Annotated in this window: 27 protein-coding genes and 1 pseudogene; 17 read left to right on the plus strand and 11 right to left on the minus strand. The window is 64.4% G+C overall.

What is annotated here, in order from left to right; all coding sequences use genetic code 11:
* Window positions 1-30 precede the first annotated feature (30 nt).
* Window positions 31-285, plus strand: a pseudogene (locus EH240_RS00005) (DUF3363 domain-containing protein); the annotation flags it as partial.
* 83 nt (window positions 286-368) lie between these two features.
* On the opposite strand, the gene EH240_RS00010 reads toward EH240_RS00005, so the two are convergent.
* Window positions 369-623, minus strand: a complete 255-nt coding sequence (locus EH240_RS00010) for a helix-turn-helix transcriptional regulator (RefSeq protein ID WP_281035097.1) — start codon at window positions 621-623, stop codon at window positions 369-371.
* 100 nt (window positions 624-723) lie between these two features.
* Between EH240_RS00010 and EH240_RS00015 the strand changes: the two genes are divergently transcribed.
* The 7 genes from EH240_RS00015 (at window position 724) to EH240_RS00045 (ending at window position 7,328) form a co-directional block, all read left to right on the plus strand.
* A complete protein-coding gene (locus tag EH240_RS00015; RefSeq protein ID WP_206075211.1) occupies window positions 724-1,425 on the plus strand; it encodes a hypothetical protein in 702 nt (233 codons plus the stop codon).
* Window positions 1,422-1,736, plus strand: a complete 315-nt coding sequence (locus EH240_RS00020; RefSeq protein ID WP_124995376.1) for a hypothetical protein — start codon at window positions 1,422-1,424, stop codon at window positions 1,734-1,736. Before EH240_RS00015 ends, EH240_RS00020 begins: the two co-directional genes overlap by 4 nt.
* 59 nt (window positions 1,737-1,795) lie before the next feature.
* Entirely contained in the window at window positions 1,796-2,047 is a 252-nt protein-coding gene (locus EH240_RS38695; protein WP_245435793.1) for a helix-turn-helix domain-containing protein, read from the plus strand.
* 242 nt (window positions 2,048-2,289) lie between these two features.
* Window positions 2,290-2,928, plus strand: a complete 639-nt coding sequence (locus tag EH240_RS38700; protein WP_245435794.1) for a hypothetical protein — start codon at window positions 2,290-2,292, stop codon at window positions 2,926-2,928.
* On the plus strand, window positions 2,892-4,040 hold the full coding sequence (locus EH240_RS00035) for a site-specific integrase (protein WP_124995377.1): 1,149 nt from the start codon (window positions 2,892-2,894) through the stop codon (window positions 4,038-4,040). Before EH240_RS38700 ends, EH240_RS00035 begins: the two co-directional genes overlap by 37 nt.
* A gap of 180 nt (window positions 4,041-4,220) precedes the next feature.
* Window positions 4,221-6,470 carry a transglycosylase domain-containing protein gene (locus tag EH240_RS00040; protein WP_124995378.1) on the plus strand — a complete coding sequence of 750 codons (2,250 nt, stop codon included), beginning with the start codon at window positions 4,221-4,223 and terminating at the stop codon, window positions 6,468-6,470.
* A 108-nt stretch (window positions 6,471-6,578) separates the two neighbouring features.
* Window positions 6,579-7,328 (plus strand): SDR family NAD(P)-dependent oxidoreductase, encoded by a 750-nt coding sequence (locus tag EH240_RS00045; protein WP_124995379.1) that lies wholly within the window; start codon window positions 6,579-6,581, stop codon window positions 7,326-7,328.
* 24 nt (window positions 7,329-7,352) lie between these two features.
* Here EH240_RS00045 and EH240_RS00050 read toward each other — a convergent pair whose 3' ends face one another.
* Window positions 7,353-8,273: a zinc-binding dehydrogenase gene (locus EH240_RS00050; RefSeq protein ID WP_124995380.1), complete on the minus strand. Its 921-nt coding sequence runs from the start codon at window positions 8,271-8,273 to the stop codon at window positions 7,353-7,355.
* A gap of 146 nt (window positions 8,274-8,419) precedes the next feature.
* On the opposite strand from EH240_RS00050, the gene EH240_RS00055 reads away from it, so the two are divergent.
* Window positions 8,420-9,226, plus strand: coding sequence for an AraC family transcriptional regulator (locus EH240_RS00055; RefSeq protein ID WP_124995381.1), 807 nt, complete (start codon window positions 8,420-8,422; stop codon window positions 9,224-9,226).
* A 90-nt stretch (window positions 9,227-9,316) separates the two neighbouring features.
* On the opposite strand, the gene EH240_RS00060 is transcribed toward EH240_RS00055, so the two are convergent.
* Window positions 9,317-9,763 (minus strand): baeRF12 domain-containing protein, encoded by a 447-nt coding sequence (locus tag EH240_RS00060; protein ID WP_124995382.1) that lies wholly within the window; start codon window positions 9,761-9,763, stop codon window positions 9,317-9,319.
* 426 nt (window positions 9,764-10,189) lie between these two features.
* Here EH240_RS00060 and cysG point away from each other — a divergent pair, with 426 nt between their 5' ends.
* The 6 genes from cysG (at window position 10,190) to EH240_RS00090 (ending at window position 15,962) form a co-directional block, all read left to right on the plus strand.
* Complete coding sequence (gene cysG, locus EH240_RS00065; RefSeq protein ID WP_124995383.1) at window positions 10,190-11,644, plus strand: siroheme synthase CysG; 1,455 nt, start codon at window positions 10,190-10,192, stop codon at window positions 11,642-11,644.
* On the plus strand, window positions 11,641-11,946 hold the full coding sequence (locus EH240_RS00070; protein WP_124995384.1) for a DUF2849 domain-containing protein: 306 nt from the start codon (window positions 11,641-11,643) through the stop codon (window positions 11,944-11,946). Before cysG ends, EH240_RS00070 begins: the two co-directional genes overlap by 4 nt.
* Window positions 11,947-11,988: 42 nt before the next feature.
* Complete coding sequence (locus EH240_RS00075; protein ID WP_124995385.1) at window positions 11,989-13,659, plus strand: nitrite/sulfite reductase; 1,671 nt, start codon at window positions 11,989-11,991, stop codon at window positions 13,657-13,659.
* Complete coding sequence (locus EH240_RS00080; protein ID WP_124995386.1) at window positions 13,634-14,398, plus strand: phosphoadenylyl-sulfate reductase; 765 nt, start codon at window positions 13,634-13,636, stop codon at window positions 14,396-14,398. Before EH240_RS00075 ends, EH240_RS00080 begins: the two co-directional genes overlap by 26 nt.
* A gap of 155 nt (window positions 14,399-14,553) precedes the next feature.
* Entirely contained in the window at window positions 14,554-15,087 is a 534-nt protein-coding gene (locus EH240_RS00085) for a DUF934 domain-containing protein (RefSeq protein ID WP_124995387.1), read from the plus strand.
* 254 nt (window positions 15,088-15,341) lie between these two features.
* Complete coding sequence (locus EH240_RS00090) at window positions 15,342-15,962, plus strand: DJ-1/PfpI family protein (RefSeq protein WP_124995388.1); 621 nt, start codon at window positions 15,342-15,344, stop codon at window positions 15,960-15,962.
* A 121-nt stretch (window positions 15,963-16,083) separates the two neighbouring features.
* Here the strand turns inward: EH240_RS00090 and EH240_RS00095 are convergent, their stop codons facing one another.
* Window positions 16,084-17,106 (minus strand): fatty acid desaturase, encoded by a 1,023-nt coding sequence (locus tag EH240_RS00095; RefSeq protein WP_124995389.1) that lies wholly within the window; start codon window positions 17,104-17,106, stop codon window positions 16,084-16,086.
* Window positions 17,107-17,193: 87 nt separating this feature from the next.
* Window positions 17,194-17,403 carry a hypothetical protein gene (locus EH240_RS00100; protein WP_124995390.1) on the minus strand — a complete coding sequence of 70 codons (210 nt, stop codon included), beginning with the start codon at window positions 17,401-17,403 and terminating at the stop codon, window positions 17,194-17,196.
* Between the two features lie 216 nt (window positions 17,404-17,619).
* On the opposite strand from EH240_RS00100, the gene grpE reads away from it, so the two are divergent.
* Both grpE and EH240_RS00110 read left to right on the plus strand, forming a co-directional pair.
* On the plus strand, window positions 17,620-18,255 hold the full coding sequence (grpE, locus tag EH240_RS00105) for a nucleotide exchange factor GrpE (RefSeq protein ID WP_124995391.1): 636 nt from the start codon (window positions 17,620-17,622) through the stop codon (window positions 18,253-18,255).
* A 107-nt stretch (window positions 18,256-18,362) separates the two neighbouring features.
* The gene (locus EH240_RS00110) at window positions 18,363-18,995 is read left to right on the plus strand and encodes a trimeric intracellular cation channel family protein (protein WP_124995392.1); all 633 of its coding nucleotides are present in this window, start codon (window positions 18,363-18,365) and stop codon (window positions 18,993-18,995) included.
* A gap of 114 nt (window positions 18,996-19,109) precedes the next feature.
* Here EH240_RS00110 and olsB read toward each other — a convergent pair whose 3' ends face one another.
* The 6 genes from olsB to EH240_RS00140 form a co-directional block, all read right to left on the minus strand.
* A complete protein-coding gene (olsB, locus tag EH240_RS00115) occupies window positions 19,110-19,994 on the minus strand; it encodes a l-ornithine N(alpha)-acyltransferase (protein ID WP_124995393.1) in 885 nt (294 codons plus the stop codon).
* Window positions 19,995-20,179: 185 nt separating this feature from the next.
* Window positions 20,180-22,459, minus strand: coding sequence for a PAS domain-containing sensor histidine kinase (locus tag EH240_RS00120; RefSeq protein WP_124995394.1), 2,280 nt, complete (start codon window positions 22,457-22,459; stop codon window positions 20,180-20,182).
* A 144-nt stretch (window positions 22,460-22,603) separates the two neighbouring features.
* Window positions 22,604-23,593: an acrylyl-CoA reductase (NADPH) gene (gene acuI / locus EH240_RS00125; protein WP_124995395.1), complete on the minus strand. Its 990-nt coding sequence runs from the start codon at window positions 23,591-23,593 to the stop codon at window positions 22,604-22,606.
* Between the two features lie 121 nt (window positions 23,594-23,714).
* On the minus strand, window positions 23,715-24,194 hold the full coding sequence (lspA, locus tag EH240_RS00130) for a signal peptidase II (protein WP_124995396.1): 480 nt from the start codon (window positions 24,192-24,194) through the stop codon (window positions 23,715-23,717).
* A 13-nt stretch (window positions 24,195-24,207) separates the two neighbouring features.
* Window positions 24,208-25,068 (minus strand): TrmH family RNA methyltransferase, encoded by an 861-nt coding sequence (locus EH240_RS00135; protein ID WP_124995397.1) that lies wholly within the window; start codon window positions 25,066-25,068, stop codon window positions 24,208-24,210.
* A gap of 2 nt (window positions 25,069-25,070) precedes the next feature.
* Window positions 25,071-26,153 (minus strand): RsmD family RNA methyltransferase, encoded by a 1,083-nt coding sequence (locus EH240_RS00140; protein WP_124995398.1) that lies wholly within the window; start codon window positions 26,151-26,153, stop codon window positions 25,071-25,073.
* Between the last annotated feature and the right edge of the window lie 315 nt (window positions 26,154-26,468).

Genomic DNA, 26,468 nt, shown 5'->3' on the forward strand with positions numbered 1-26,468 from the left:
GGTGAGCAGGTTCGGTAAGTCGCCCGCGTCGGCCGTGAGATGGCGGCCGAGCGTGGGCTATCCTACACGGCGGGCAGGCCGGGCGAGTTTGTCGCCGGCCGCGTCGCTGGTGTGGCCAATCTCGCCTCCGGCCGCTTCGCCATGCTCCAAGACGGCCCCGGCTTCCAGCTCGTCCCCTGGCAGCCCGTCCTCGACAGGCAGATCGGAAAGCACATCTCGGGCGTCATGCGCGAGGCCGGCGGCATAGAGTGGAACATCAGTCGCAAGCGTGGGTTGGGGCTGTGAGCCGGCTTTCGCGCAGGCGGGAACGTCAGGCATCATCCGAACGGTGAGTTCCATTCGCTCGCATCGGACGGATGTCCCTGAGGCTAGCTGTGGCCTTTGAGTCGGATGCCGTTCCCAGACAAGAATTCGATTCCGGCTCTTTCGAGTGTCTGCCTCATACTTGTGAGATTATTCGCAATCGGGATACGTGCCCCGCGCTCAAAATCCGCAACGGTCTGTCGAGCAACATTCGCAGCTTTGGCTAACTCGTCTTGGCTCCACCCGAGCATCGCTCGGGCACCGCGACATTGCTCTACCGTTAATGGCTGTTGCACGCTGTTTGACAATCCGATTGACATCAATCAATTTGTATAAGAATGTACTGTGCACACGGCCGAGCTCGGCGCTGGCACGCCTCGCTTGGCCTGACCACAACCTAAGCTGTTGGGAGCTCGGATCATGGGTGATTCCGACAATAGCACGACTTTGCCTATCGTCACCCGCAGGAGGGTGCTTGCGGGAACGGCAATTGCAGTTGTGGGATTGGAGCGAAAGGCATTTGCCGGCAACGCTTTGGAAACAGACCCATCCGTCGATCGTGCTGTGGCGGCGTGGCGCAAATGGCAGGCGGCCCACGAGGAGACGGAACGGCTGTGCCGTGAGCAGCAGCGCATGGAGCGGATACTTGCCGAAACAGTTGGGTTTCCTTGTGCGACCATCCGGCTCGGCGACGGCGTGCCCGTGACGCTGCATTCACTTCAGGCGCTTCGCCAAGTGCTCGACCTTGGTCCGGAAGACGTTGCACTACGGGCGAAGGCTGAAACCGATCTTGCTGCTCATCAGGCGCGCTGGAATGCAGCGGATAGAGAAATTGGCTATTCGGCGACGCTGCGGGCCGAACGCGAGGCTGCCGACCAAGCGGAGGCCCTGCTCGAGCTATTGTCCGAGACCCCCGCCGCCTCCCTTGCCGGTGTGGCTGCCAAGCTTGATGCCGCGCTTAGGGAAGGACAGTCCTCGGAAGACGATGCCGAGTTTCCCTGGCCACAGATCCGCTCTGTACTCGATGATGTGATCCGCATCGGACAAGAGCTTGTGCCGGGGCAGATGCTCCCAAACAGGTTAGGCACATCAAACCCCGACAGGAATGGGAGCGCAGCATGAAGAAACGAGCCGGCGGATCGCCCATTTTGATCGAAAGTTCTGCCTTCGGTGGCGAGAAGGCAGGATCATCCAATGCCTGTTCGATGTCCTTCCATTCAATCGCAAAGAAGGCCGCCGCGCCGCGCGGCCAGTGGTCCGTCACTGAAGGTGCAGAGGTGGCTAGGGCACTGTGGCGCGACGGGGCTGCAACGGTTGTTGCCTGGTCCGCCCTGTCGGCGCACTGTGAGGGAGATACGCGGGAATATCGCTTCTGGTTTGAGGTGTTTAAGCACCTCCAGGCTGGCTCACCCATCCGGAGCTGGAAGGCATGATGGAAAGTGCTCACCAGCATTCCTTTCATTGATGCCATCAGATGCGGTGTCGAAAGGACTTGTCGGAACCGAAACGCCTCCGTGTCTTCCTGGCACAGGAACAGCCGAGGATCGAGAGTAGCCCTCACCCCGCCGACCAGCATGTCGGCAGGCAGATCGCCACGGTTCGCGTCCAGTCGGATGTCTCGCAAGACCAGCTTGCCCGATCCATCGGCATCAGCTTTCAACAGCTGCAGAAATACGAGAACGGCGCATCCATGCTCTATGAGATCGGCCGGTCGCTGGGCGTCCCCGTCAGCCGCTTTTTTTGAGGCCTGCCCGGAACCTACGAGACCAGCGGTGGAACTCGGCATCTGCCGGTCGACGAGCGCATAGACTTTATTGCCAGCGCGGAAGGCCGGCGACTTATTGAGGGGCTGATGAATCTTCATCCGCGAGTGCGCAATCGCGTATCAGCCTTGATTGCTGCATTGGGGGAGGAATTGGTCGTGCTCCACGCTGAGACGGACAAGGGGTCAGCCGACGAACCAGCGCCGGTCGAATACGACACGACTTGAACGCTGCTCTTGGCGCGGCCTGTTTCGTGGAGGCCGGGGATTTTCCGGGTCTCAGGAACAAAAGCGGAGCAGAAAAGGAGACAGGAGCGTACACAACGGCCATACGCAATTGGAGAGATTTCGACGATGCTTGCCCTGACGTTGCGGTTGCACGTCCGAAGCTGGGCAAGAGCGATGACAACAACGCGGAGAACGCTGGTCGGCAGGGCGACGCCAGCTTGTTTACTCATAGACGCGCGGTCGACGACGCCTCGGTGGAAAGGACGGTCCAGCCGGTCGATCGAGAGCAAGTGCCGGATGTGGTTGGCGGGATATTGATGGCGCCGAGGAAGGCCATCGAACCATCACCGCTGCGGCTCGACGATCTGCCCATGTTCGCGACCGATCGGCAGATCGCGGAAGCGATCGTCGGCCGTGAGAACGCTGAAAGATGGATGCGCGAGCGCCTGCCAACCCTGTCAGGCAAGCCAGGTTTCCCGGCTATTGACGAGTTCCATGGCGGTCGGTCAGTTGCTCTCGTCCGTCGTTTCTATGAAAGTTATCTCGGCACCGCCCAGTCGCCAGCGGCGGCGCCGCCAGGCAGAGCGGACGCAAGCCAATGGAAGACAAAGAGCCGATCAAGGCCCCAGGCCTGAAATGGATCAAGCGTGCCAGTGGGCGCGTACCGCATTGGGTTGCCGACGAAGCCGACGTGAAGAACGGCTATATCCCGAAGACGGTGAACCTGTACTACCTCGCCGATCAGCCCGACATGCTGAAGGCGAAGTGCGATTCATTGCAGGCGGAAATGATCCTGTGGCGCACCGGGTACCGCGCCGATCCGCTGAAGTTCGATGGCTCGATCAAGTCGCTGTTGTCGATCTATGAAACGCACCCGCGCAGCACGTATCGGAAACTGCGGCCGGGGTCGCTCCGGCCCTATAACCACTACTTAAAGAACCTGAAAGCCCATATCGGCAGCGTCCGGATTGACGAAACCACTGGAGTCGATCTGATGGACTGGCACGACGTTTGGTCAGAGAACGGCCGATATCTCGCCGCCGCAACCACGGCGCGCGCGGTGTTGTTCGCGGCGGTAACCTTCGGGATCATGATGCGCCTGCCTGGCTGCTCAGCGCTGGCCGTGGTGATGCGCGAGACGGCGAAAACACTGCCGCACCCGAAGCCGCGCAACCAGTCTGCCACGGCTCAGCAGATCATCGCTGCGCGTGCCGCCGCACACGAGAACGGCAGGCCGTCGTCGGCGTTGGCCTATGCCCTTTGCTTCGAGACGGTGCTGCGCTTGTGGGACGTGATAGGCCAGTGGTGGCCGCTGGATATGGGTGGCATATCCGAAGTTCTCGATGCCGACCGGGATCTGAAATGGTTCGGTCTGCGGTGGGAAGACATCGACGCCGACCTGGTGCTCCACTACACGCCGTCCAAGACGGCCGACAGCTCGGGCGCGAGCATTTCCTACTCGCTGAAAAAAGCGCCGATGGTGATGGACGAGCTGCAGCACTGGCCTGCTAAGATGCGGACAGGCCCGATGATCCTTTCGGAAGAAAACGGCCTGCCGTTGCGAGCCTCGATCTTCGCGCAGCGCTGGACAGTAGACCGCAAGGCGGCCGGCCTGCCGGCGACCTTGTGGGCTCGCGATCTCCGCGCCTCGGGCATCACCGAAGGCAGGGCGTCAGGCGCTAGGCTGGACGACGCCAGCAAGGTCGCTGGACCGCGCCGTGTTGGAAGCTGCCAATCGGTTCGCTGAGGCCCGGCTTAAACGCCGTGAACAGAGCGGTAACGGCAGCGGTAACGCGCGGTAACGGATTAAGAAATTCCTAAGGAATTTCAATTGGCTGGCCGAGCGCCAATTTAACGCGCCTTTAAACCGCCGCATCTACTCTGCAACCCGAGCGCCATCGGCACCGGGGGCAGACAAGCACAGCGCATGGCGAACCGCAGAGACAGTCGCATCGAACCGAGCTTCGAGGGCTCGCCGCGCGCGAAATCCTCAGACGGCTTTTCGGTCGGCGAGGAGGATCGCGTCGTGCCGGCAAATCGCAAATCCGCAGCAAAACGCAAATCCGCCAAGGCGAAGTCGCGCGGTCGCGGCCGGAGCGGCAGCCGGCGCGGGCTGTTTTCCATCTTCGGCCGGCTGCTCTACTGGTGCTTCGTGCTCTGCATCTGGGGCGGCATCGCGACGGCGGGAATTGTGGTCTACTACGGCGCCAAGATGCCGGCGGCGACCACCTGGTCGATCCCCGACCGCGCGCCCAACATCAAGATCGTCTCGGTCGACGGGCAGCTCATCGGCAATCGCGGCATGTCGGGCGGCGAGGCCGTCGGCCTGCATGAAATGTCGCCCTATATCCCCGAGGCCGTCGTCGCTATCGAGGACCGGCGCTTCTATTCGCATTTCGGCATCGACCCGATCGGGCTGACGCGTGCCATGGTCACCAACGTTCTCGGCGGGCATTTCTCGCAGGGCGGCTCGACGCTGACGCAGCAATTGGCGAAGAACCTGTTCCTGACGCCGGACCGCACGCTGGAGCGCAAGGTGCAGGAGGTGCTGCTCTCGCTGTGGCTCGAGCACAAGCACAGCAAGGACCAGATTCTCGAAATGTACCTCAACCGGGTCTATTTCGGCTCCGGCGCCTATGGCGTGGAAGCCGCCTCGCGACGCTATTTCGGCAAGAGCGCGCGCGATGTCTCGCTGTCGGAGGCAGCGCTTCTGGCCGGCCTCTTGAAGGCGCCGTCGCGGCTCTCGCCGGCGCGCGACCCGAAGGCGGCGGAAGAGCGCGCGCAGCTCGTGCTCGCCGCCATGCGCGAGGAAGGCAAGATCGGCGACAAGGAATACAAGATGGCGCTGAGCGCGCCGGCGACGCGCGCGCCCTCCTACTGGACCGGCTCGGAGAACTATGTCGCCGACACGGTCATGGAGGAACTGCCCGACCTGATCGGCGACGTGCGCGGCGACATCGTCATCGACACCACCGTCGACCTGACCCTGCAGAAGCTTGCCGAGCAGTCGATCCGCCGGTTGATCGACGAGAGCGGCAAGAAGCTCAACGTCACGCAGGGCGTGCTGGTCTCGATCGACGATTCTGGCGCCGTACGCGCCATGGTCGGCGGCTACGACTATTCGACCAGTCAGTTCGACCGCGCCTCGGAAGCGCGCCGCCAGCCGGGCTCGGCCTTCAAGCCGTTCGTCTACATGGCGGCGCTCGAAGCCGGCCGCACGCCGGACAGCGTGCGCAACGACGCGCCGATCAGAATAGGCAAGTGGACGCCGGACAATTATGGCGGCAAGTATTACGGCAAGGTGACGCTGGCCACCGCACTGGCCAAATCGCTGAACTCGGTGGCGGCGCAGCTCACCATGGAGGTCGGGCCCGATGCCGTGGTCGAGGCGGCGCACCGCATGGGCATCCAGTCCGACCTGCAGGCCAACACCTCGATCGCGCTCGGCACCTCGGAAGTCACGCCGCTGGAACTCACCGCCGCCTACGTGCCTTTCGCCAATGGCGGCTACAAGCCGGACATCCATTTCATCCGCCGCGTCACCACGACCGGCGGCAAGGTGCTCTACGACAACAATGGCGGCAGCGCGCCGCGCGTCATCAAGGCCGACATCGTCGGCATGATGAATTCGATGATGACGGGCACCGTCGAGATCGGCACCGCCAAGAAGGCGGCCTTCAACTGGCCCTCGGCCGGCAAGACCGGCACCAGCCAGAATTCGCGCGACGCCTGGTTCGTCGGCTACACCGCCAACCTCACCACGGGCGTGTGGTTCGGCAATGACGACGGCAGCCCAATGAAGAAGGTGACCGGCGGCGCCTTGCCGGCGCAGGCCTGGCACGAATTCATGGTCGCCGCGCATGAAGGCGTGCCGGTCAGGCCGCTGCCCGGCACGTGGAAGTCGACGCCGCCCGATACGATCGTGCCGGACGAGATCCCGTCCACTGACGCTTCGCAGCCGCCGACGCCGCCCGCGCCGGTCGGCCAGTCGATACCTGTTGCCCGGGCCCCGTCGCGGCAGGCCAAGCCGGCCGAGACGGTCGACGCCGACGGTTTCGGCATGCCGAGCGACGGCGGCACCACCGCCTCGGTCGGGCATCCGGTGCCGCCCGGCGAGGTCGGCGGCCCGAAGAAGCGGCGGCAAACCTCGATCCTCGACATCCTCAGCGGCGGCTAGAGCCTGATCCATCCCGATAGGATCGGGCTCGGGATCATGGCCCAGCTGCAAGTCGCCTCTCGCAATGGCAGGCGCCTTCGGCTACATGTCCGGCCGGAGACCAAGCCCATGGCCGAAATCGACATCAGAAAAACCATCGTGCTTACCGGCGCCAGCCGCGGCATCGGCCATGCGACGGTCAAGCGTTTTTCGCGAGAGGGCTGGCGCGTCATCACCTGCTCGCGCCAGGCCTTCGCCGAGGATTGTCCGTGGCCGGCCGGTCCGGAGGATCACATCAAGGTCGACCTGGCCGACCAGGAGGATGTCGGCATCGCCGTCTCGGAAATCCGGCATAGGCTGGAGGCGCATGGCGGCCAGTTGCACGCCCTGGTCAACAATGCCGGCATCTCGCCGAAGCTGAAGGACGGTGGCCGGATGAACTCGATCGAGACGCCGATGCATGTCTGGCGCGACGTGTTCCAGGTCAACTTCTTCGCACCGATCATGCTGGCGAGAGGTCTGTTCAAGGAACTGGCCGCGGCCAAGGGCTCGATCGTCAACGTCACCTCGATCGCCGGCACGCGGGTGCATCCATTCGCCGGCACGGCCTACGCGACGTCGAAGGCCGCGCTCGGCTCGCTGACGCGCGAGATGGCGCATGACTTCGGTCCGCACGGCATCCGCGTCAACGCGATCGCGCCGGGCGAGATCGACACGGCGATCCTTTCGCCCGGCACCGACAAGATCGTGGAGACGATCCCGCTGCGGCGCCTCGGCGCCACCTCGGAGGTCGCCGACATCATCTTCTTCCTGTGCTCGCAGCAGGCATCCTACGTCACCGGCTCGGAAATCCACATCAACGGCGGCCAGCACGTGTGAGACGGCTGGCTTCAGGCTAAGGCCTCATCCGGTTATGGTGAGAACAGCCTTGCCGCTGAAGCTGCGCTGTCGCAGCGCGTCCAGGGCTTGGGCGATGTCTGTCCACGGCACGGTCAGGGCCACGCGAGTTTCCAGCCGGCCAGCCGCGACCAGGGTGAGCAGCCAGGCGATGTCCGCGCCAATGCCCGAGCCAGAGGTGTAGTAGGCGAAAGTCTGAAGCCTCGCTCCCTCGTGGCCGGGAACGAACTGACGGAAGCCGACCGGCGTGAGCTCGCCACTGCTCGAACCGAACATGACGATGATCCCGCCAGGTGCGATACGTTCGATCGCGTGTGCGAGGCTTTCGCCGCCGACGGACTCGGTGATCAACGAAAAAGGCCCCGCAGCCAGCTCGATCGATCCGACAACTTGCTCGGCTCCCAGCCCGCGGAGATCCACGTCGTGCCGGGAGGCGGCGACCGCGGTCACGCGTCCGCCCTGCTGATGCGCGATCTGGATCTGGAAGCGACCGACCGCGCCGCTTGCGCCGGTGATCAGAACCTGCTGGCCGGCCAAGTCGCCGCCATGGCCTAAAGTCCTTAGCGCCGTCGTGCCCGCGACCGGAAGCGTGGCCGCGGAGACGAAGCTGACATCATCCGGCAGGACGGCGAGACGGTCGGTTGGGACGGCGACACGTTCGGCCCAGCCGGCCTGGTCGACCAAAGCTGCAACCCGGGTGCCCACGGCCGGCCCGGAGCCATCGGCGGCCGCCCGTTCGACAACCCCGACGATGTCCTGGCCAGGTATCCAGCCGTCCGGACGTAGGGCGAGCAGGCGCAGCTCGCCGCGGTTCAACGAGGTTGCGTGGACCGAGATAACCGCCTCGTTCGCGATGGGCTGAGGTTCCGCGACCTCGGCGAGCCTCAGCCCGGCGGTGTTGTCGTGAGACGTGACTAGGGCGAGCATGGGATCGTACCTTCTTGCTGGTTGGCGCGGCGTCAGCGCAATCAACTGTCGCCCGCCAAGCGCAAACCGGACTCTATCGACTTTCCCGTCTGAAGAATTTAGGTATCATGGCATTTCATCGCTAAAAACCGTCAATCATGAGACACATGAGACAACCTCTTCGCTGGCCCTGGCCCGATTTCGACGTCGATGACGTGCTCGCACCGGCAATTGCCGTGCGCGTCGACGTCACCGAGACCAGGGCTGAGGTGGCCGAGCATTGGCATCGCAAAGGGCAACTCGTCTTCGCGCTTGGAGGCGGCGTCACCTGCCGCGTTCCCAGCGGGTTCTGGATGGTGCCGCCGCATTGCGGTGTTTGGATTCCGGGCGGCATGGAGCACAGCAACGTCGCGACCGCCAACGCGCGGATTTTCTTCGTCTACATCGAGCCGGGCGCGGCCGAACTGCCGGACCGGTGCTGCACGCTTTCGATGTCGCCGCTGCTGCGCGAGCTCATCATCGAACTGTCGGACTGCGCTCCGGACGATGCGCGGAGCGGCTTCCTTGGAAGGATTCTGCTCGCCGAGCTGCCGCTTATGCCGGTTCAGCAATTGCACTTGCCGATTTCCGCTGAGCCGCGGCTACGGCGGATCGCCGAAGCGTTGGCCGAGGACCCCGCCGATCGCAGCACTTTGGCGCAATGGACAAACCGTGTCGCGCTCAGCGAGAGCAGTCTGGCGCGTCTCGTCGTGAAGGAGACCGGGCTGACTTTCGGCCGCTGGCGCCAGCAGCTGCATCTGATCGTCGCGCTAAGAGAACTGGCCTCGGGCGCCAGCGTGCAGCAGGTCTCGGTCGATCTCGGCTATGGATCCGTCACGGCCTTCATCACCATGTTCAAGAAGGCGCTGGGCAAGCCGCCTGCGAAATACCTCAACGACATCTCGCAAAACGGCGGTTCCGCATTCGTGGCCTGATACGCATCAACATGGCGGGCGCGGCGGGTTTGTGAGCACCACCTCGACGATGCCGCGCGCGATCTCGCGCTCGCCCATGATCTGTCCGGCTCAGGCCGCCTGGAGCAGCCTCTCGATCTCGAAGATGGTGTGGTTGGTCAACGTCTTCGATATCTCCGCCTTCACCTTGTCGCAGACCTCCTTGTGCAGCTTCTGGCGCATCTCGCCGAGCACCTGCGGCGGCGCGATCAGCACGACCTCGTCGAAGTCACCCCGATGCGCAAGCTTGTAGAGTCGCTCCGCGATAGTGTCGGCAAAGCGTTCCTTGCCGAGACGATGCCAGTCGGTATCTTCAACCGCGCTTCGGTGAACGGTGGGCCCGTCGCTGTAGCGGCCAGGCCTGTCGCTTCCCTGCTCGCGGGTGGCCGGATTCTCTTGCTCGATTTCCTGGACCACCTCCAGGTTCGGGAATCTGGTGTTGCCCTCGTTGCGAAGGAAAAGCGCCTTTTCACCGTCGGCCACGATGACCCATAGACCGTGTTTCAGCTTGATGCTCATGGCGCTCCTCCTTTAGCTTCCGGCCTGTCGATCGGACGTAAATGTGCAGCCTGACGGCAGGCATGGGTCGCTATCCAAACGTGCCGCGGAGCGCGATTGTTCCAGCCAATGATGGCTGCTCGATGGTTTCTTGCAGGGCGCATCGACAGCCCGTGCGGCGCGGCACGGCTTTAATCTACTAACTTAGTAGAAATTAGAAAAAAAAGTTTTGCCGCCTTGATCGGGCAGCGCTAAAAATTACGCGAGATCAATGGGCGCTGGCGGGGTGCCTGGCCACCTCAGGCTGCGGCGTAGAATTTTTTTCTCCTGCCTTTCGCGGTCGCGAAAAAGCGATTGCCTGCCATCGAAGGATGCGCGAGTGCTTGCCTTCTGGTTTTTGCCGCGCCCGCATAAAACTGCCAGACTGTTCTCGTATTGTTTATCGCCATGTCGCCAGCCAATGCCAAGCTCAACGCCTTTCCCGTCTTCATGCGGGTCGACGGCGAAGCCGTGGCCATCGTCGGCAACGGCGAGGAGGCGCTGGCCAAGGCCAGGCTGCTTGCGCAGTCGAGCGCGGCGCTGCGCATCATTGCCGACAATGCCGACGCGGAGCTGCTTGCATTCATCGCAACCGCTGGCGCCGTCCATGTCGATGCCGCCTATGATGCCGCGCAGATCGAAGGCGCGGCCATGGTGTTCGCCGCCAGCGGCGACGAGGCGCTCGACCGCAGGGTCGCCGAAGACGCGCGCAGGCTGGGCATCCCGGTCAATGCCGTCGACCGTCCGGAGCTCTGCGATTTCTTCACCCCGGCGCTGGTCAACCGAGCGCCGGTCGCCATCGCCATCGGCACCGAGGGCGCTGGCCCGGTGCTCGCGCAGCTGCTGCGCGTGCGCATCGACCGCATGCTGTCGCCGTCACTCGGCCGGCTGGCCGCCTTGGCGGCTTCGTTCCGTGCCGCGGCTGAGCGGCTGCCGAAGGGCAATCGCCGTCGCCGCTTCTGGAACGATTTCTTCGCCGGCGCTCCGGCCAAGGCGGTTGAAGCTGGAGAATTTGCCAAGGCGCATTATGCAGCACTCGACCTACTGGCTTCCGGCGCGCCGGCGATGGGGCACATCGCGCTGGTCGGCGCCGGCCCCGGCGCGGAGGATCTTTTGACGCTGCGCGCCCACCGCCTGCTCATGGAAGCGGACGCGATCGTCTATGACGCGCTGGTGCCGGAGGCGATCGTCGCCATGGGCCGTCGCGACGGCGAGCGCCTGCCAGTCGGCAAGCGCAAGGGCTGCCATTCCAAGAGCCAGGAAGAGATCAACGCGCTGCTCATTGAACTCGGCAGCGCCGGCAAGCGCGTGGTGCGGCTGAAGTCCGGCGATCCGCTAGTGTTCGGCCGGGCCGGCGAGGAGATGGCCGCGCTCCGCGAAGCCGGCATCGCCTATGAGGTGGTCCCGGGCGTCACCGCCGCCTTCGCGGCCGCCGCCGATTTCGAATTGCCGCTGACGCTGCGTGGCGTTTCGTCCTCGATGGTGTTCACCACCGGGCACGATCTCAAGGGCAACTCGCTGCCCGACTGGGCGAAGCTTGCGATTTCTGGCGCCACCGTCGCCGTCTATATGGGCCGCTCGGTCGCGGCCGAGGTTGCCGGCCGGTTGATCGAAGCCGGACTGTCGCCCGACACGGCGGTCGCCGTCGTCGAGAATGCCAGCCTCGGCAACCGCCGGCGGTTCCACGGCACGCTGGCCGACCTGCCGTCGCTGGAAGCGCGCGCCGACCTCACCGGCCCGGTGATGACCATCATCGGCGACGCGGTCGCCGGCGCCAATTTCGAACGATCAGAGCCGCTCGCGGCGCACAGGCAAGAAGAAGACGCGGCCAGCGCTGCGGCCGCCGACGGAGTTCAGCAATGAAGGTTCTGACCGCGAACAGGCTCTCCGACGGCATCGCCGTCTGGTACGCCGATGGCGGCTGGGCGGAAACCGTCGGCCATGCCGACATCGCCCATGACAAGGCGGCGGAGGACCGGCTGGAAGCGATCGGCGCCGCGGCCTATGCCAACAACGAGGTTGTCGACGTCAACCTGATCGACGTCACCGTGGTCGACGGGTTGGTGGAGCCGGTGCGGCTACGCGAGAAGATTCGCGCCGCCGGCCCCACCATCCGCACCGACATCGGCAAGCAGGCGAGCCCGGAATCCGCCCGCGCGGCATAGAACACAGGAAAGAGCGGGCGGACGCGCCCTGAAAGACGAAGCATGTACCGTTACGACGAGTTCGACCACGATTTCGTGAAGGCCCGTGTCGCCGAGTTCAGCGACCAGGTGCAGCGCCGGCTTGCCGGCGAGATCACCGAGGACCAGTTCCGGCCGCTCAGGCTGATGAACGGCGTCTATCTGCAATTGCATGCCTATATGCTGCGCATCGCCGTGCCCTACGGCACGCTGAACAGCAGGCAGTTGCGCATGCTCGGCCACATCGCGCGCAAATACGACAAGGGTTACGGTCATTTCACCACGCGCCAGAACATCCAGTTCAACTGGCCGGCGCTATCCGACATCCCGGCCATCCTGGCCGATCTCGCCAGCGTCGAGATGCACGCCATCCAGACCAGCGGCAACTGCATTCGCAACGTCACAGCCGACCATTTCGCGGGTGCCGCCGCCGACGAGGTCGCCGATCCGCGCCCTTATGCCGAAATCCTGCGCCAGTGGTCGTCGGTGCATCCGGAGTTCTCGTACCTGCCGCGCAAGTTCAAGATCGCCGTGACCGGCGCCGAGCGCGACCGCGCCGCCATCCAGACGCACGATATCGGCCTGCATCTGAAGAAGAACGCTGCCGGCGAGCTGGGCTTCGCAGTCTATGTCGGCGGCGGCCAGGGTCGCACGCCGATGGTCGCCAAGAAGATCCGCGACTTCCTGTCGGAGGCGGACCTTCTGTCCTACTGCACGGCGATCCTGCGCGTGTACAACCTCTATGGCCGCCGCGACAACAAGTTCAAGGCGCGCATCAAGATCCTGGTTCACGAGACCGGCGTCGAGGAGATCACGCGCCAAGTCGAAGCCGAGTGGCAGGAGCTGAAGGACGCCGAGCTGAAGCTGCCGGAAGCCGACATCCAGGCGATCAATGCCTATTTCGCGCCGCCGGCGCTGCCCGACCGGCCTGAGGGCGATGCGGCGGTGAAGCAGGCGCGGCTCGATTCCAAAAGTTTCTCGGAATGGCTCGACCAGAACGTCGTGACCCATCGCCATCCCGACTATGCGGCGGTGACCATCTCGCTCAAGGGCATCGGCGAGGTGCCTGGCGACGCCACCGACAGCCAGATGGAGGCGGTCGCCGACATCGCCGAGAAATACGCCTTCGACGAGCTGCGCGTCAGTCACGAGCAGAACCTGATCCTGCCGCATGTGGCGCGCGCCGACCTCAAGGCGATCTACGACGCGCTGGTCGATATCGGGCTGGCGACGGCCAATTCCAACCTGATCAGCGACATCATCTCTTGCCCGGGCCTCGACTATTGCGCGCTGGCCACGGCGCGCTCCATTCCCGTGGCGCAGGAAATCTCGCGCCGTTTCGCCTCGCTGGAGCGGCAACGCGAGATCGGAGAATTGAAGCTCAAGATCTCCGGCTGCATCAACGCCTGCGGCCACCATCATGTCGGCCATATCGGTATCCTCGGTGTCGAGAAGAAGGGCACCGAGCTCTACCAGGTGACGCTCGGCGGCTCGGCCGACGAGAACACGTCTGTCGGCGAGATCATCGGCCGCGGCTTCTCCTCGGAAGAGATCACCGACGCCATCGAGCAGATCATCGAGACCTATCTCGGCCTTCGGCTCAATCCCGATGAACGTTTTATCGACGCCTACCGCCGAGTCGGTCCCGCGCCGTTCAAGGAGGCGCTCTATGCTAGCGAAACCAAGGCCGCTTGACCGCACCGGCGGCGTCGAGGCCGGCATTGCCGCGGAAGCGGCGGGGCTCGACGCGCTGCTCGGCCATCTGAAGCCGATCGAGATCATAGAGCGCTCGGCGCGCGAATTCTTCCGCGGCGAGATCGCCGCCGTGTCGTCCTTCGGCGCGGATTCGGCGGTGCTCTTGCACATGATCGCCGAGGTCGACCGCTCGCTGCCGGTGATCTTCCTCGATACCGGCAAGCATTTCGAGGAGACGCTCGGCTATCGGGATGCGCTGGTCGCCGATTTCGGGCTGACCGACGTCAGGGTGATCAAGCCGGACGAGGCCGCGCTCGATCGCGTAGACCCGACCGGCAGGCTGCACGAGACGGACACCGACTCCTGCTGCAACGTGCGCAAGGTGGAGCCGCTGGCGCGCGGCGTCGAGCCGTTCCGCGCCTGGTTCACCGGCCGCAAACGCTTCCAGGCCTCGACGCGCGCAGCACTTCCCGTCTTCGAGGCAGTCGGCTCGCGCATTCGCATCAACCCGCTGGCGCGCTGGACGACATCGGACCAGGCCGACTACATGCGCGCGCACGCGCTGCGCGAGAACCCGCTGGTCGCCTATGGCTATCTCTCGATCGGTTGCTTCCCGTGCACGCAACCGGTACAGCCGGGCGAGGATGCGCGCAGCGGCCGTTGGGCGGGACACGCCAAGACCGAGTGCGGCATCCACCTGTCGGGGCTGGAGAAGTCGCTGACCGACGCTTCGCTTTAGGATATGCCGATATTCAGGTGATGCCGGCCTGCGAACGGCGGCTTCCTGCGCTTCCGGTGCTTACGTACTTCAAGTACGCTCCGGTTCTCGGAAGCCACCATTCGGCCTGACCTGAATCTCGACATACCCTTGGATTTTGGGCTTTAGGAATTTTGATGACTGAATTGACGACGTCAGGGACCCGCCTCTGGACCCCGAAGGGTTTCCGCGAGGATGAGTGGACCCACGCCGAGAGTGCCGAGGCGCTTGCCGGCAATGGCCGCTTCATCCTGCCGCTGCAAGCCTTCCTCGGGCTCGAGAACGAGGTCCGTAAGTCGGCCAAGGAGCGCATCGGCGTGCTCTTGCAGCCCGGTGACGAGCTCGACAAGATCGTCGGCCTGCTCGACCAGCTGTCGCTGGTGGCGCTCGCTTTTCCCGCATTCAACGACGGCCGCTCCTTTTCCAAGGGCGAATTGCTGCGCACCCGGCACCATTTCACCGGCGCGGTTCGCGCCACGGGACAGGTGCTTGTCGACCAGCTGCCGCATATGCTGCGGCTCGGTTTCGACGAGTTCGAGGTCTCCAATCCAGTGCTGTTGAAGCGGCTGGAAGAAGGACGCACCGGCGGGCTGCCGGTCTACTACCAGCCGGCCGTGGAACCCGAGGCCAAGGGCCCGAAATATTCCTGGCGGCGCAAGCGCCCCGGCTGAGCCGCTCAACTCCACTGACGCAGCCGAAAGGCATTCGTCCTTATCGGAAACGAAACGGGCCTGCAGCTTTGGTCTGACCAGGAAACTCGTTTTCGACGGCCAGGCGGCGGTCAGATTTGCTCCCCAGGTGCCCTTTGCAGCGATCTGGTCGGACCACATATGCGGTTTGCGCTTCCCCTCTTGCCGTCCTGCCTTTAGGATAGGGGCTATTATTTCGCAGTCCGACATAATGGCCAGCAAAGGGAGGAACCGGCATGGCAGGCAAGAAGATATTGATGCTCGTTGGCGAGTTCAGCGAGGAATACGAGATTTTCGTCTTTGAGCAGGCCATGCATGCGGTCGGCCACACCGTGCACGTCGTCTGCCCCGACAAGAAGGCCGGCGACGTGCTCAAGACCTCGCTGCACGACTTCGAGGGACATCAGACCTATACCGAAAAGCTCGGCCACGACTACATCCTCAACAAGACCTTCGCCGAGGTGAATCCGGCGGACTACGACGCGGTCTACGCGGCCGGCGGGCGCGGGCCGGAATATATCCGTATCGACAAGCGCGTGCAGGCGCTGGTCAGGCATTTCCACGAGACCGGCAAGCCGATCTTCACCATCTGCCACGGCGTGCAGATCCTGATCGCCGTCGACGGCGTGGTGCGCGGCAGGGAGGTCGCGGCGCTGCATTATTGCGAACCCGAGGTGACGCTTGCCGGCGGCACTTATATCGACGTTGCGCCGACCGGCGCGCATGTCGACGGCAATCTGGTGTCGGCAAAGGGATGGCCCGGCCTTGCCGCCTTCATGGGGGAGTGCCTGAGGGTGCTCGGCACCGAGATCCGCCATGGCGAAGCGCTTATGCGCGACGAGCGGAAAGCAGCCTGAACTGTCCTTGAACAAGCCGCCGCACCCTGGGTGCGACGGCTATTCTTCAAGCAAGCTCCATCGCATCGGTCGCTGCAAGTTGCTTTAAGCCCTATGCCCGATCCGCGACTGTCGATTGATTTTAGGTCGCCATCCGCGCTTCGCGGAACGATATCAGCTTGCTGCGATTTTCGTCCCACAGCGCCAGCTTAACGCAACGCAGGCTGTCGAGAAGCGTGACACGGCCGATACGGCGCAGCTCCGGATAGTCGCGCAGCACTTCCGGAAGCCGGTAGCACGGCACCTTGGCGGAGAGATGGTGGACGTGGTGGACGCCGATATTGCCGGTGAACCAGTTCAGCAGCGGCGGCAGGTCGTAATAGGACGATCCATGCAACGCGGCATGCTGGAATTCCCACTCGGTATCGTTTGCCCACTCCGTCTCCTCGAACTGGTGCTGGACATAGAACAGCCAGACACCAGCCGAACCGGCGAGGATGACGATCGGCAAGTGGACGACCAGGAACGCGCCGAGGCCGACGAACCAGATAAGCGCCGCGGCGCCGAGTGCAATGGCGAGATTGGTGGCCATGGACGACACCCAGGGCGTGAGGCCGCCCCGCATCATGCCGAGCGGCAGCCTCTGCTCGAAAATGAAGATCCATGTCGGGCCGAGCCCGAACATGACCAAAGGGTGGCGATAAAGACGATAGGCAAGGCGGCCACGCCAAGGCATTTGCCGGTATTCGGCGACGGTCAGCGTCGTGATGTCGCCCGTGCCGCGCTGGTCTAGATTGCCGGCGCTGGCGTGATGGGTGGCGTGGGCTCGCCGCCAGCAATCATAAGGTGTCAGCGTCAACACGCCGAGGGCGCGGCCGATCCAGTCGTCGGCATAGCGATTGGCGAAGAAAGAGCCGTGGCCGCAATCATGCTGGATCATGAAAATCCGCACAAGAAAGCCGGCCGCCGGAACGATGAGGATCAAACCCCACCAATGGCCGTAGGAATAGGCGGCCGAAGATAACGCCCAGAGCGTGACGAAAGGGATGAGGGTGATAGCGAGTTCGATGGCACTGCGGCGCCGGTCAGGTTTCTTGTAACGTGCCAGGATCTTCAACCAGGCGCGCTTGCTGTTGGCCGCCGTCTCGGGGGAAATCATGTTCATCAGGAACCATAGGCAGAGCGCCTCGCCGCCGCAAGGCGCGGTTCACGCAAAATTACTGCGCGTAATTGCCACGCCTCGGTTCGTGATCTACCGCCGGCGATCGCTGCTGGCTTCGACCCCTTCGACCCCTTCGAGGCGTTCGAGACGGTCGAGCAGGTCCTTGAAGCGCTTGGGCACCTCTTTTTCCAGGCGGAATACCGGCAGCGTGCGCAAGAGGCGCTTCGTCGCCTCCGTGCCCACTTGCCGCCTGATATCCTTAGCGAGTCTGGCGCGCCTTTCGCCTTTATTGCCGTTCATGTCCCAAAATCCTGTATCGGCTTCGAAACTCCTGCAGCCCGGCAATGGTTCCCGCGTCGGCCTTCGGAAGCAAGCAAAGCCGTACAGTACGGTAAAGTTTGAATTAATTTGGAATGACTGGGGGACGACCTCGCCGGTGCTTACCCCTTGATTTTTGGCCCTCAAACCTCGATATCGGGCGCAAATCCAAACCAATCGGAATGACGGGAAACGGCGATGAGCGACCAGGCAAAAGACGAACGCGCGCCCGAGGAAATCGAAGCCACCCAGGCTTCCGGCGAGCGTGCGGAAGGCGGCGTCGACGGCGACTATGAAGCGCTTGTGCGGCTGCTGAAGGAAAACGAGGAACTCAAGGACCGCGCGCTTCGAGTCGCGGCCGAAATGGAGAATCTGCGGCGGCGCACGGCGCGCGACGTGCATGACGCGCGCACTTACGCGGTCGCCAATTTCGCACGTGACATGCTGTCGGTGTCGGACAATCTGCGCCGCGCGCTCGATGCCATCCCGGCCGAGGCCAAAGCCTCCGGCGATGCCGGCTTCAAGGCGCTGATCGAGGGCGTCGACCTCACCGAGCGCGCCATGCTGTCGGCGCTGGAGCGGCACGGCGTGAAGAAGCTTGCGCCGGAAGGCGAGAAGTTCGACCCGAACTTCCACCAGGCGATGTTCGAGGTGCCCAACTCCGATGTTCCGGCCGGCACCGTCGTCCAGGTCGTGCAGCCCGGCTATTCGATCGGCGAGCGGGTGTTGCGGCCGGCGATGGTCGGCGTCGCCAAGGGCGGCCCGAAGGCCGCCGCGGCCGAGGCGCCGGTCGAGCCGGGCCCGGTGAACGAGCAGGCCGAGAAGGATGCATAGTTAGGGAGTAAGGGAGTAGGGCAGTAAGGGAGTATGTGAGACAGTAGGCAATTGCGTAGGTTTGACCTACACAGTTGCATTGCCCTACTGCCTTACTGCCTATGCCCTTGAACCCCATCGAACTGCTCGACTATGCCGGCGTCGCAGTCTTCGCGGCGACGGGCGCGCTCGCGGCGTCGCGCAAAGAGCTCGACATCATCGGCTTCCTGTTCCTGGCCAGCGTCACCGGCATCGGCGGCGGCACGCTGCGCGATGTCATCCTCAACCTGCCGGTGTTCTGGGTTGCCAATAGCGGTTATGTGCTGATCTGCGCCGTTGTCGCGGTGCTTGTCTTCTTCAGCGCCCATCGCATCGAATCCCGCTACAGGCTGCTTCTCTGGCTCGATGCGATCGGGGTTGCCGCCTTCGCGGTGATGGGCGCTGCAAAGGGCCTGGCGATCACCGGCTCGCCGGTCGTATCCGTCATCACCGGGGTGCTTACCGCGACCTTCGGCGGCATATTGCGCGACCTGCTCGCCGGCGAGCCTTCCGTGCTGCTCAGACCCGAAATCTATGTCACGGCGGCGCTTGCCGGTGCGGCGCTCTTCACGCTTGGCGACCTTGCCGGCCTGCCGGCGCTTGCCTCCAGCGTGCTCGGCTTCGCGGCGGCTTTCCTGGTGCGCGGCGGCGCGCTCAAATTCGGCTGGTCGTTTCCAGCCTATAAGAGCCGGCCCGGCCGAAGGCCGGAGGATATTCCGTGAAAGAAGCGAATAGCGAATAGGAGTAGCCAATAGGGGTTGATGTGGTCGAGCCACCACCATTTACTGCTATTCGCTATTCGCTATTCGCTATTCGCTATTCGCTATTCGCTAGACTCACGCCGCGAAGCGCTGCCCCTCGCCGCCATAGTAGTTGACATAGCGGGCGCCGATTTCCTTGACTGGCATGACCACGAAGACGTCGACCGTGGAGAATTCGTGGTCGATGACGCAGCCGTCGCCAATGCGGGCGCCGACGCGCAGATAGCCCTTGACCAGCGGCGGCATGGCGGCGATCGCCGCCTTGGCGTTGACCGCCTCGATCGGCATCAGGTCCATCGAGCAGTAGCGGCCGGCCACCGCCCGGACATCCCAGGCCTGATCGGTGCGGCAATGATGGGCGAGATAGGTGAGCGCCTCGGCATGCGCGGCGGGCACAGTGCCATGGAAGGAGGCGCAGCCGGTCATCACGCCGATGCCATAGTGGTTGATATAGGCCCAGATGCCTTGCCAGAGCGCCTCGATGGTGCGCTTGGACCGGTATTCCGGCAGCACGCAGGAGCGGCCGAGCTCGAGGAAGCGCTGGCCCGGATGGCGCGCGACCAGCTTGGTCAACTCGAACTCGCCCTCGGAGTAGAACCCGCCCGCGGCCTTGGCGATCTCCTGCCGCAGCAGGCGATAAGTGCCGACGATGCGGCGGTGCTCGGGGCCGGGAAGCGAGGTGTCGAAAACCAGGAGATGGTCGCAGAGCGGGTCGAAACGGTCGGCATCGCGCCGATCCTGCGCCTGGAACAGATCCTTCCGAGCGCCAAGCTCGTCGTAGAATACCCGATAGCGCACTTCCTGGGCGGCGGCGATCTCGGCCTCGTTGCGGGCGAGCCGCACTTCAAGGTTGCCGATACGGCCCAGCGGTGCGCCGCTTGCGACGGCGTCGACAGCACGCGCGCCGAGCAGGGCGCTGGCGTTCGGCCGAGTATCGCATTCAGGCATGACTGTATGCACGAGTGATTCTCCTTCGAGCCATCCCTCTTGGCACGGGGATACGGTGTAGGTGCAACAGGATTGTGACAGTACCGTGATACGGCGAGCCGGGCAATACTTCGTCGGCTGGGCAATACCCTCAACCGGCTATCTTGCGGCTATGAAAGCCAAGCGATCCAACGCGTTCGCGAAATCTAAAAATTTCGTTACGCCGCGACCTGGCCCTCGACGGCCTGGACGAGCGCATCGGGGTCGAGAGGCTTGGTGACGAAGCCGCTGGCGCCGTGGGCCAGCACGGTGTGGCGCGTCTTTTCCTGGCTGTCGGCCGAAAGCACCATGATGGGGATCGGCGGCACGGCAAGCGCTTCCTCATGGCGGCGGATGGCGGCGATCGCGTCCAGCCCGTCCATCACCGGCATGTGCAGGTCCATCAGCACGACGTCGAAACGATGCTTGAGGCCGGCGTCGGTGACGGCGTCGACCGCGGCCTTGCCGTTGCCGACGATCTTGACGCGATGTCCGGCCTTGAGAAGCGTGGCGCGGGCGAGCATCGCGTTGATGTCATTGTCCTCGGCGATAAGCACGGACAGACCCTGGTCGCGGCGGCGGACGGACGCGACGCCGCGCGGTTCCGGCCGCGGCTCGGCGGGTGCCGGCACATGGCTGGTCAACAGCACGCGCAGCAGCGTTTCGCCGCGCACTGGCCGGGCCAGGAACGTCGCGTAGCCGCCGGCGCGGAACTCGCCAAGCATGCCGCGATCGGCGGGTGCAATCAGGGTGACGGCTTCGCAATCGACAAAACCGTTCTGACGCAGCCGCTTGAGCAGGCGGCCGTCGCTGTTTTCGAGCGCGGCATCGACCAGAAGCACGTTGCAGCCGGCGGCGAAGGCGGCGGCCTGGTCCGGCGTCGCCGCAATCTCGACGGCACCGCCATGCGCGCGAACGGTGCGGGCGATGGCATCGGCCTCGACGGCGTTCTTGGATACGATCACGGCGCGCCTGTCCGAGAGGATGCTCTGGCGATATTGCGGCGGTTCGGTTGCCGCGGTCGCCGGGATGTCGAAGACGAATTCGGATCCCTCGCCAAGCCGGCTCGAAACCGAGATTGTGCCGCCCATGGCGATCACCAGCCGCTTGGAAATGGCAAGGCCGAGGCCCGCGCCGCCATGCACCCTGGTCGAAGTGCCGTCGGATTGCTCGAATTCCTCGAAGATGCGCTCCATGTCCTCTTCGCGCAGCCCTGGACCGGTGTCGGCGATGGTGAAGCGGATGCGGTCGGTGCTCTCGGTGCGGGCGCGCGCGACGGTAAGCAGCACGCCGCCGGCATCGGTGAACTTTACGGCATTGCCGATGAGGTTGAGCAGCACCTGGCGCACGCGGCCGGGGTCGGCGGTGATCATCTGCGGCACGTCGGGCTCGACATGGCAGCCGAGGCCGATGTTCTTTGAGAAAGCCCTCGCCGCCAGCAGCTCGATGATGTTGTCGGCGATCTCGCGCAGCGACGTCGGCTGCGGCTCGGGATCGAAGCGGCCGGCCTCGATCTTGGAATAGTCGAGCAGGTCCTCGATCAGGGCAAGCAGCGCGCTTGCTGACGTCGAGACGGCGCCGACATAGGTGCGCTGCTCGGGCGAGAGGTCGGTGTCGGCGAGCAGCTTCGCCATGCCCATGATGCCGTTCATCGGCGTGCGAATCTCGTGGCTGACGGTGGCAAGGAAGCGCGACTTGGCCTGGCTGGCATATTCGGCCCGCTCACGGGCGGTGATCAGCGACGCTTCAGCGCGCTTGCGGGCGGTGATGTCGCGGGCGATCGCCCGGTGCGAAACAGCAGCGGTATCCCTGTCGCGCACCGAGAGCTCGATCCAGGAGAACCAGCGTGGCCCGTTCGGCGTGCGGATGGCGACGTCGGTGGAACTCAGGCATTCATGGTCCGAGAAGGCGGCGTCGGGCACGACACCGACATCGATGCCGAGCTCGGAGAGCGTCTTGCCGGCGAGATCGCGCTGATCGATGTCGACGAGCGAGGCGAACACCTTGTTGGCGTAGACGATGTGCCCGTCGCGGTCGCGATGAACGACGAGATCGCCGAGCGCATCGATCAGACCGCGAAAACGCTCCTCGCTCTCCTGCATCTCCCACATGCGGTCGGCGAGCGTCTCGATCTCGGCGCGGCTGCGGGCGGCGGTCTCGTCGAGAAGTGCAGCTGTGCGGCGCTCGGTGCGCTGGTTGCGCAGATGCATCGCGAGACCGCCCAGACCCGTCGCCAGGAGGCCGATGGTGATGAAGATCGGCGCTCCGGTGAGATGCGAAAGCCCGGCCAGCACGACTGTCGCGACGATCGTCAGGAACGGCAGGCCTTCGCGGCTGGCCGTCGGCAGTTCGGGAGCCAGCGGCGGCGCGACAAGCACCTGCCGCTTCGGCGCGTCCGGGCCGGCGCCGTCATCGCCTGCGGCCTTGCTGTCCTGTCTGATGTCGGAGTCCGCGAACATGCGGGAGACCTTGCCAGACAGAGATTATGGAAGATTGCGGCGGATCGTTCGAATTTTAGTCTTCCACGCCGTTTTCCGGTGGTTTTCGCTCGTTTTAGTGCAATTCCGGACGGAAAACCGCCGAACACTTTTCCTGGAATTGCACTACATATCGACCACCACACGGCCCCTGATCTTGCCATCGACGATGTCGCGCGCGGCGCCGATGATGCCGTCGAAGCCGATCGCGCGCGACAGGGTCGACAGCTTCTTGAGATCGAGATCGGCGCCGATGCGGCGCCACGCCTCGAGGCGGACCGGTTTCGGCGCCATGACGGAATCAATGCCGAGCAGCGAGACGCCGCGCAGGATAAAGGGGGCGACGCTGGTCGGCAGGTCCATGCCGCCGGCCAGGCCGCAAGCGGCGATCGCGCCGCCATAGGATGTCATCGACAGCACATTGGCCAGAGTGTGGGTGCCGACCGAGTCGACGCCGCCGGCCCAGCGTTCCTTGCCAAGCGGCTTTGCCGGCTGGCTGAGCTCGTCGCGCGAGATCACCTCGGCCGCGCCGAGGTCGATCAGATAGGGACTTTCGGCATTGCGTCCCGTGGAGGCGACGACATGGTAGCCGAGGGTGGAGAGGATCGAGATGGCGACCGAGCCGACGCCGCCGGCGGCTCCCGTCACCACCACCGGTCCGCGATCCGGCACGATGCCGTGCCGTTCCAGCGCCATGACGGCGAGCATCGCGGTATAGCCGGCGGTGCCGACGGCCATCGCATCGTGCGGGCTCATGCCGTCGGGCAGCGGCACGAGCCAGTCGCCCTTGACGCGGGCGCGCCCGGCATAAGCGCCGTAATGCGTCTCGCCGACCCCCCAGCCGTTGAGGATCACCTTGTCGCCCTTGCGCCAGTCGGCATGGGAGGAGGAAATGACGGTGCCGGCGAAATCGATGCCGGGTACCAGCGGCCAGCGGCGCACGACCGGGGCCTTGCCGGTGATGGCCAGCCCATCCTTGTAGTTCACCGTCGTCGCCTCGACTGCAACGGTGACATCGCCTTCCATCAGGTCGGCTTCGGTGAGGTCGACGATTTCGACCGACTGCTTCTTCTCGGCGTCGCGCGAAACGAGGATGGCTTTGAAGGTATCGGACATTCTTGTCTCCTCGTCTCTGGCGACCTGTTTTACGCAATTCCGGTCGGAAAACCGCTGCGCACTTTTCCTGGAATTGCTCTTGAAACTACTTTGCGGCGGTGGCCGCGCGAGGTCAATTATCTCAGTCCTGGGGCTTGGTTTCCCGCCGCCAGCCGATCAGCTCGTCGAGGACAACTAGTGCCGCGCCCACGGAAATGAAGGCGTCGGCGAGATTGAACACCGCGAAGGACCAGACCGGCGTGTGGAACAGGATGTAGTCGATGACGTGGCCGTAGACGGCGCGGTCGATCAGATTGCCGAGCGCGCCGCCGACAATCAGGGCAAAGCCGATCCGGGCAAGGACGTGGCCGGCGGGCGTGCGCACGGCCAGATAAAGCACGAAGGCGACGACGAGCGCGGCGATGACCACCAGGCCGGTATCGCCGAAGGAGGAGAACATCGAGAAGGCGATGCCGGTATTGTAGGTGCGGAACAGCGCCAGGAACGGCAGGAGGTCGACCTTTTCCTGAAAAGCGAGACCGTTCTCGATCAGCTGTTTTATCCACTGGTCGAGCGCGATTGCCGCGACGGCCAGCAGGGCGTAAGGGGACCAGGATTTCACGATTTCGCAGTCCTCATCGCGTGTCGGTGGCGGGATCGAGCCTCAAGGCGCCGCGCCGGATCTCGAACAGCATCACGCCGGTGGCGACCGCCAGATTGAGCGAGTCGGCGCGGCCAGCCTGCGGGATCCTCAACAACCGGTCGCAGCTTTCAGCGAGGCTGTCGGGCAGGCCCTGCTGCTCGTTACCCATCAAGAGCAGCACCGGGCTCCTTGAGAAGTCGACCGAGCGATAGTCGACGGCACCCTTCAGATGCGTTCCGGCGACCAGGCCGGGAAAGTCGCGCCGCCAGGCGAGAAAGGCCTCTTCCGTTGCCTTGGCGACCGGCACGGCGAAGATCGAGCCCATGGTGGCGCGCACCGTTTCCAGCGAGAACGGGTCGGTGGTGTCGCCGACCAGGATGATGCCCTTGGCGCCGACGGCATCGACGGTGCGGATGACGGTGCCGAGATTGCCGGGGTCGCGCACGCGGTCGAGCGCAACCCAGACGTCGCCGTCTGTGGCGCGGATGTCCTTCAACGGCAGCGTCCGCTGCGCGAAGACGCCGACGACCATTTGCGGGTTTTCGCGGCGGGTGATCGCGGCCAGCACCTTTTCCGAGACCTCGAGCACGGTGCCGCCGGCGGCGACCGTGCGCGCCGCGACCTTTTCTATCGCCGCGTTGCCGCGCCCAGCCTTGGCGAAGACCAGCGTCCTGATCGACCAACCGAGATCGAGCGCGTCGATGACGAGCTTCAGCCCTTCGGCCATGAAGGCGTTCTGCTGGTCGCGGAATTTCTTCAGCGCCAGCGCCTTGATGTCCTTGACCAGCGGATTGGCGAGGCTGGTGACTTCCTTGACCTGGCCGACAGGGCGATGTCCGTCGTGTGCTGCCATATTCAAGCCACCCAGCGCGAGAACAGCGAGGTCGACAGCGCGCGGCCGGCGGATTTCTCGCGGATGATCAATTCGCCGGACTCGACCGTGCCGCCCATGCCGGCGAAGGTATCGCGCATCAAGGCATGGATGGCGAAGAATGAAGCCCGGATCGAATAGGCGGTGAGAACCACAGCCAGCGGCTTCGGCGTCAGGATCGAGCGGCAGAGGTCGGTGAGACCCGGCAGATCCGCGAACAATTGCCATACCTCGCCCTTCGGGCCGCGCCCATAGGCGGGCGGATCGAAGAGCACGATGTCGTAGCGGCTGCCGCGACGCTCTTCGCGCTCGGCGAACTTCACCGCATCCTCAACGATCCAGCGGATCGGCTTGTCGGAAAGGCCGGCCATCTCCTGGTTCTCGCGCGCCCAGCCGATCGCCTTCTTCGAGGCGTCGACATGGGTGACCTCGGCGCCGGCGCGCGCCGCCACCAGCGAGGCAAGGCCGGTATAGCCGAAGAGGTTCAGCACCTTGACCGGGCGCCTTGCCGCGGCGATCAGCCCGGCCATATGGTCCCAGTGCGAGGCTTGTTCCGGAAAGACGCCGACATGGCGGAACGAGGTGAAGCGGCCGAGATAATCGATGCCGTCGTGCTTCATCGGCCAGGTCTCGCCGAGCGGCGCCTTCGGGAAACGCCAGCGGCCGATGCCTTCCTCATCGGTATCGCCGGTGAAGATGGCGTCGGCGCGCTCCCACTCCTTCGCGGGAAGCGCCCGCTGCCATATCGCCTGGCCCTCGGGGCGCACGATGCGGTAGGGCCCGTATTGCTCCAGTTTTTCGCCGGCGCCGCTGTCAAGCAGGGAATAGTCGGCATTGGGTGCGACTTCGAGGATCAGCGGCAGGCGCTCGGCGGGCAGCGGGCCTTCGCGGCGTGAAAGAATGCGCGGCGCAGGTTTCGCCTCCTGTCGATCCGCCGATTTCGTTTGATGACGCTCGGCAGCCTTGGCCTGCGGCCGTGCCGACGCTAACGCGTCGCGCTGGCGGGACGGCTCGGTCCTTGCAGAGTGCGGACGGTTGTCGCGGCGTTTGTCGCGAAAGGATTTCAACAGAGGCTATCTCCGGCGGTTCGGCTCGCTTCTGCCACAGCTCAACCCACCGGCGCAACAAACCATGCTCCACAGGGTCGACGGAGCCTTTAGCCATGCCGGATCGAGAGCAGGCCGAGGCAAAGCGAAATGAAGCCGAGGGCCTTGGCCGCCGTCACCGCCATGTGGCCAGTCTCCCAGCGCAACGGATCGCCTCGAAATTGTCGGGGATCGGACCGGGCGCCCAAGTCGCGAGGACGTCGTTGGCCGGCTTGACAAGCCCGAACCAGACCGCCAGCGAGGCCGCATAGAGCAAGGTGGCCACAGGCACGAACC

Origin of the sequence: Mesorhizobium tamadayense, from assembly GCF_003863365.1 — a bacterium.
GTDB classification, from domain to species: Bacteria; Pseudomonadota; Alphaproteobacteria; order Rhizobiales; family Rhizobiaceae; genus Mesorhizobium; species Mesorhizobium tamadayense.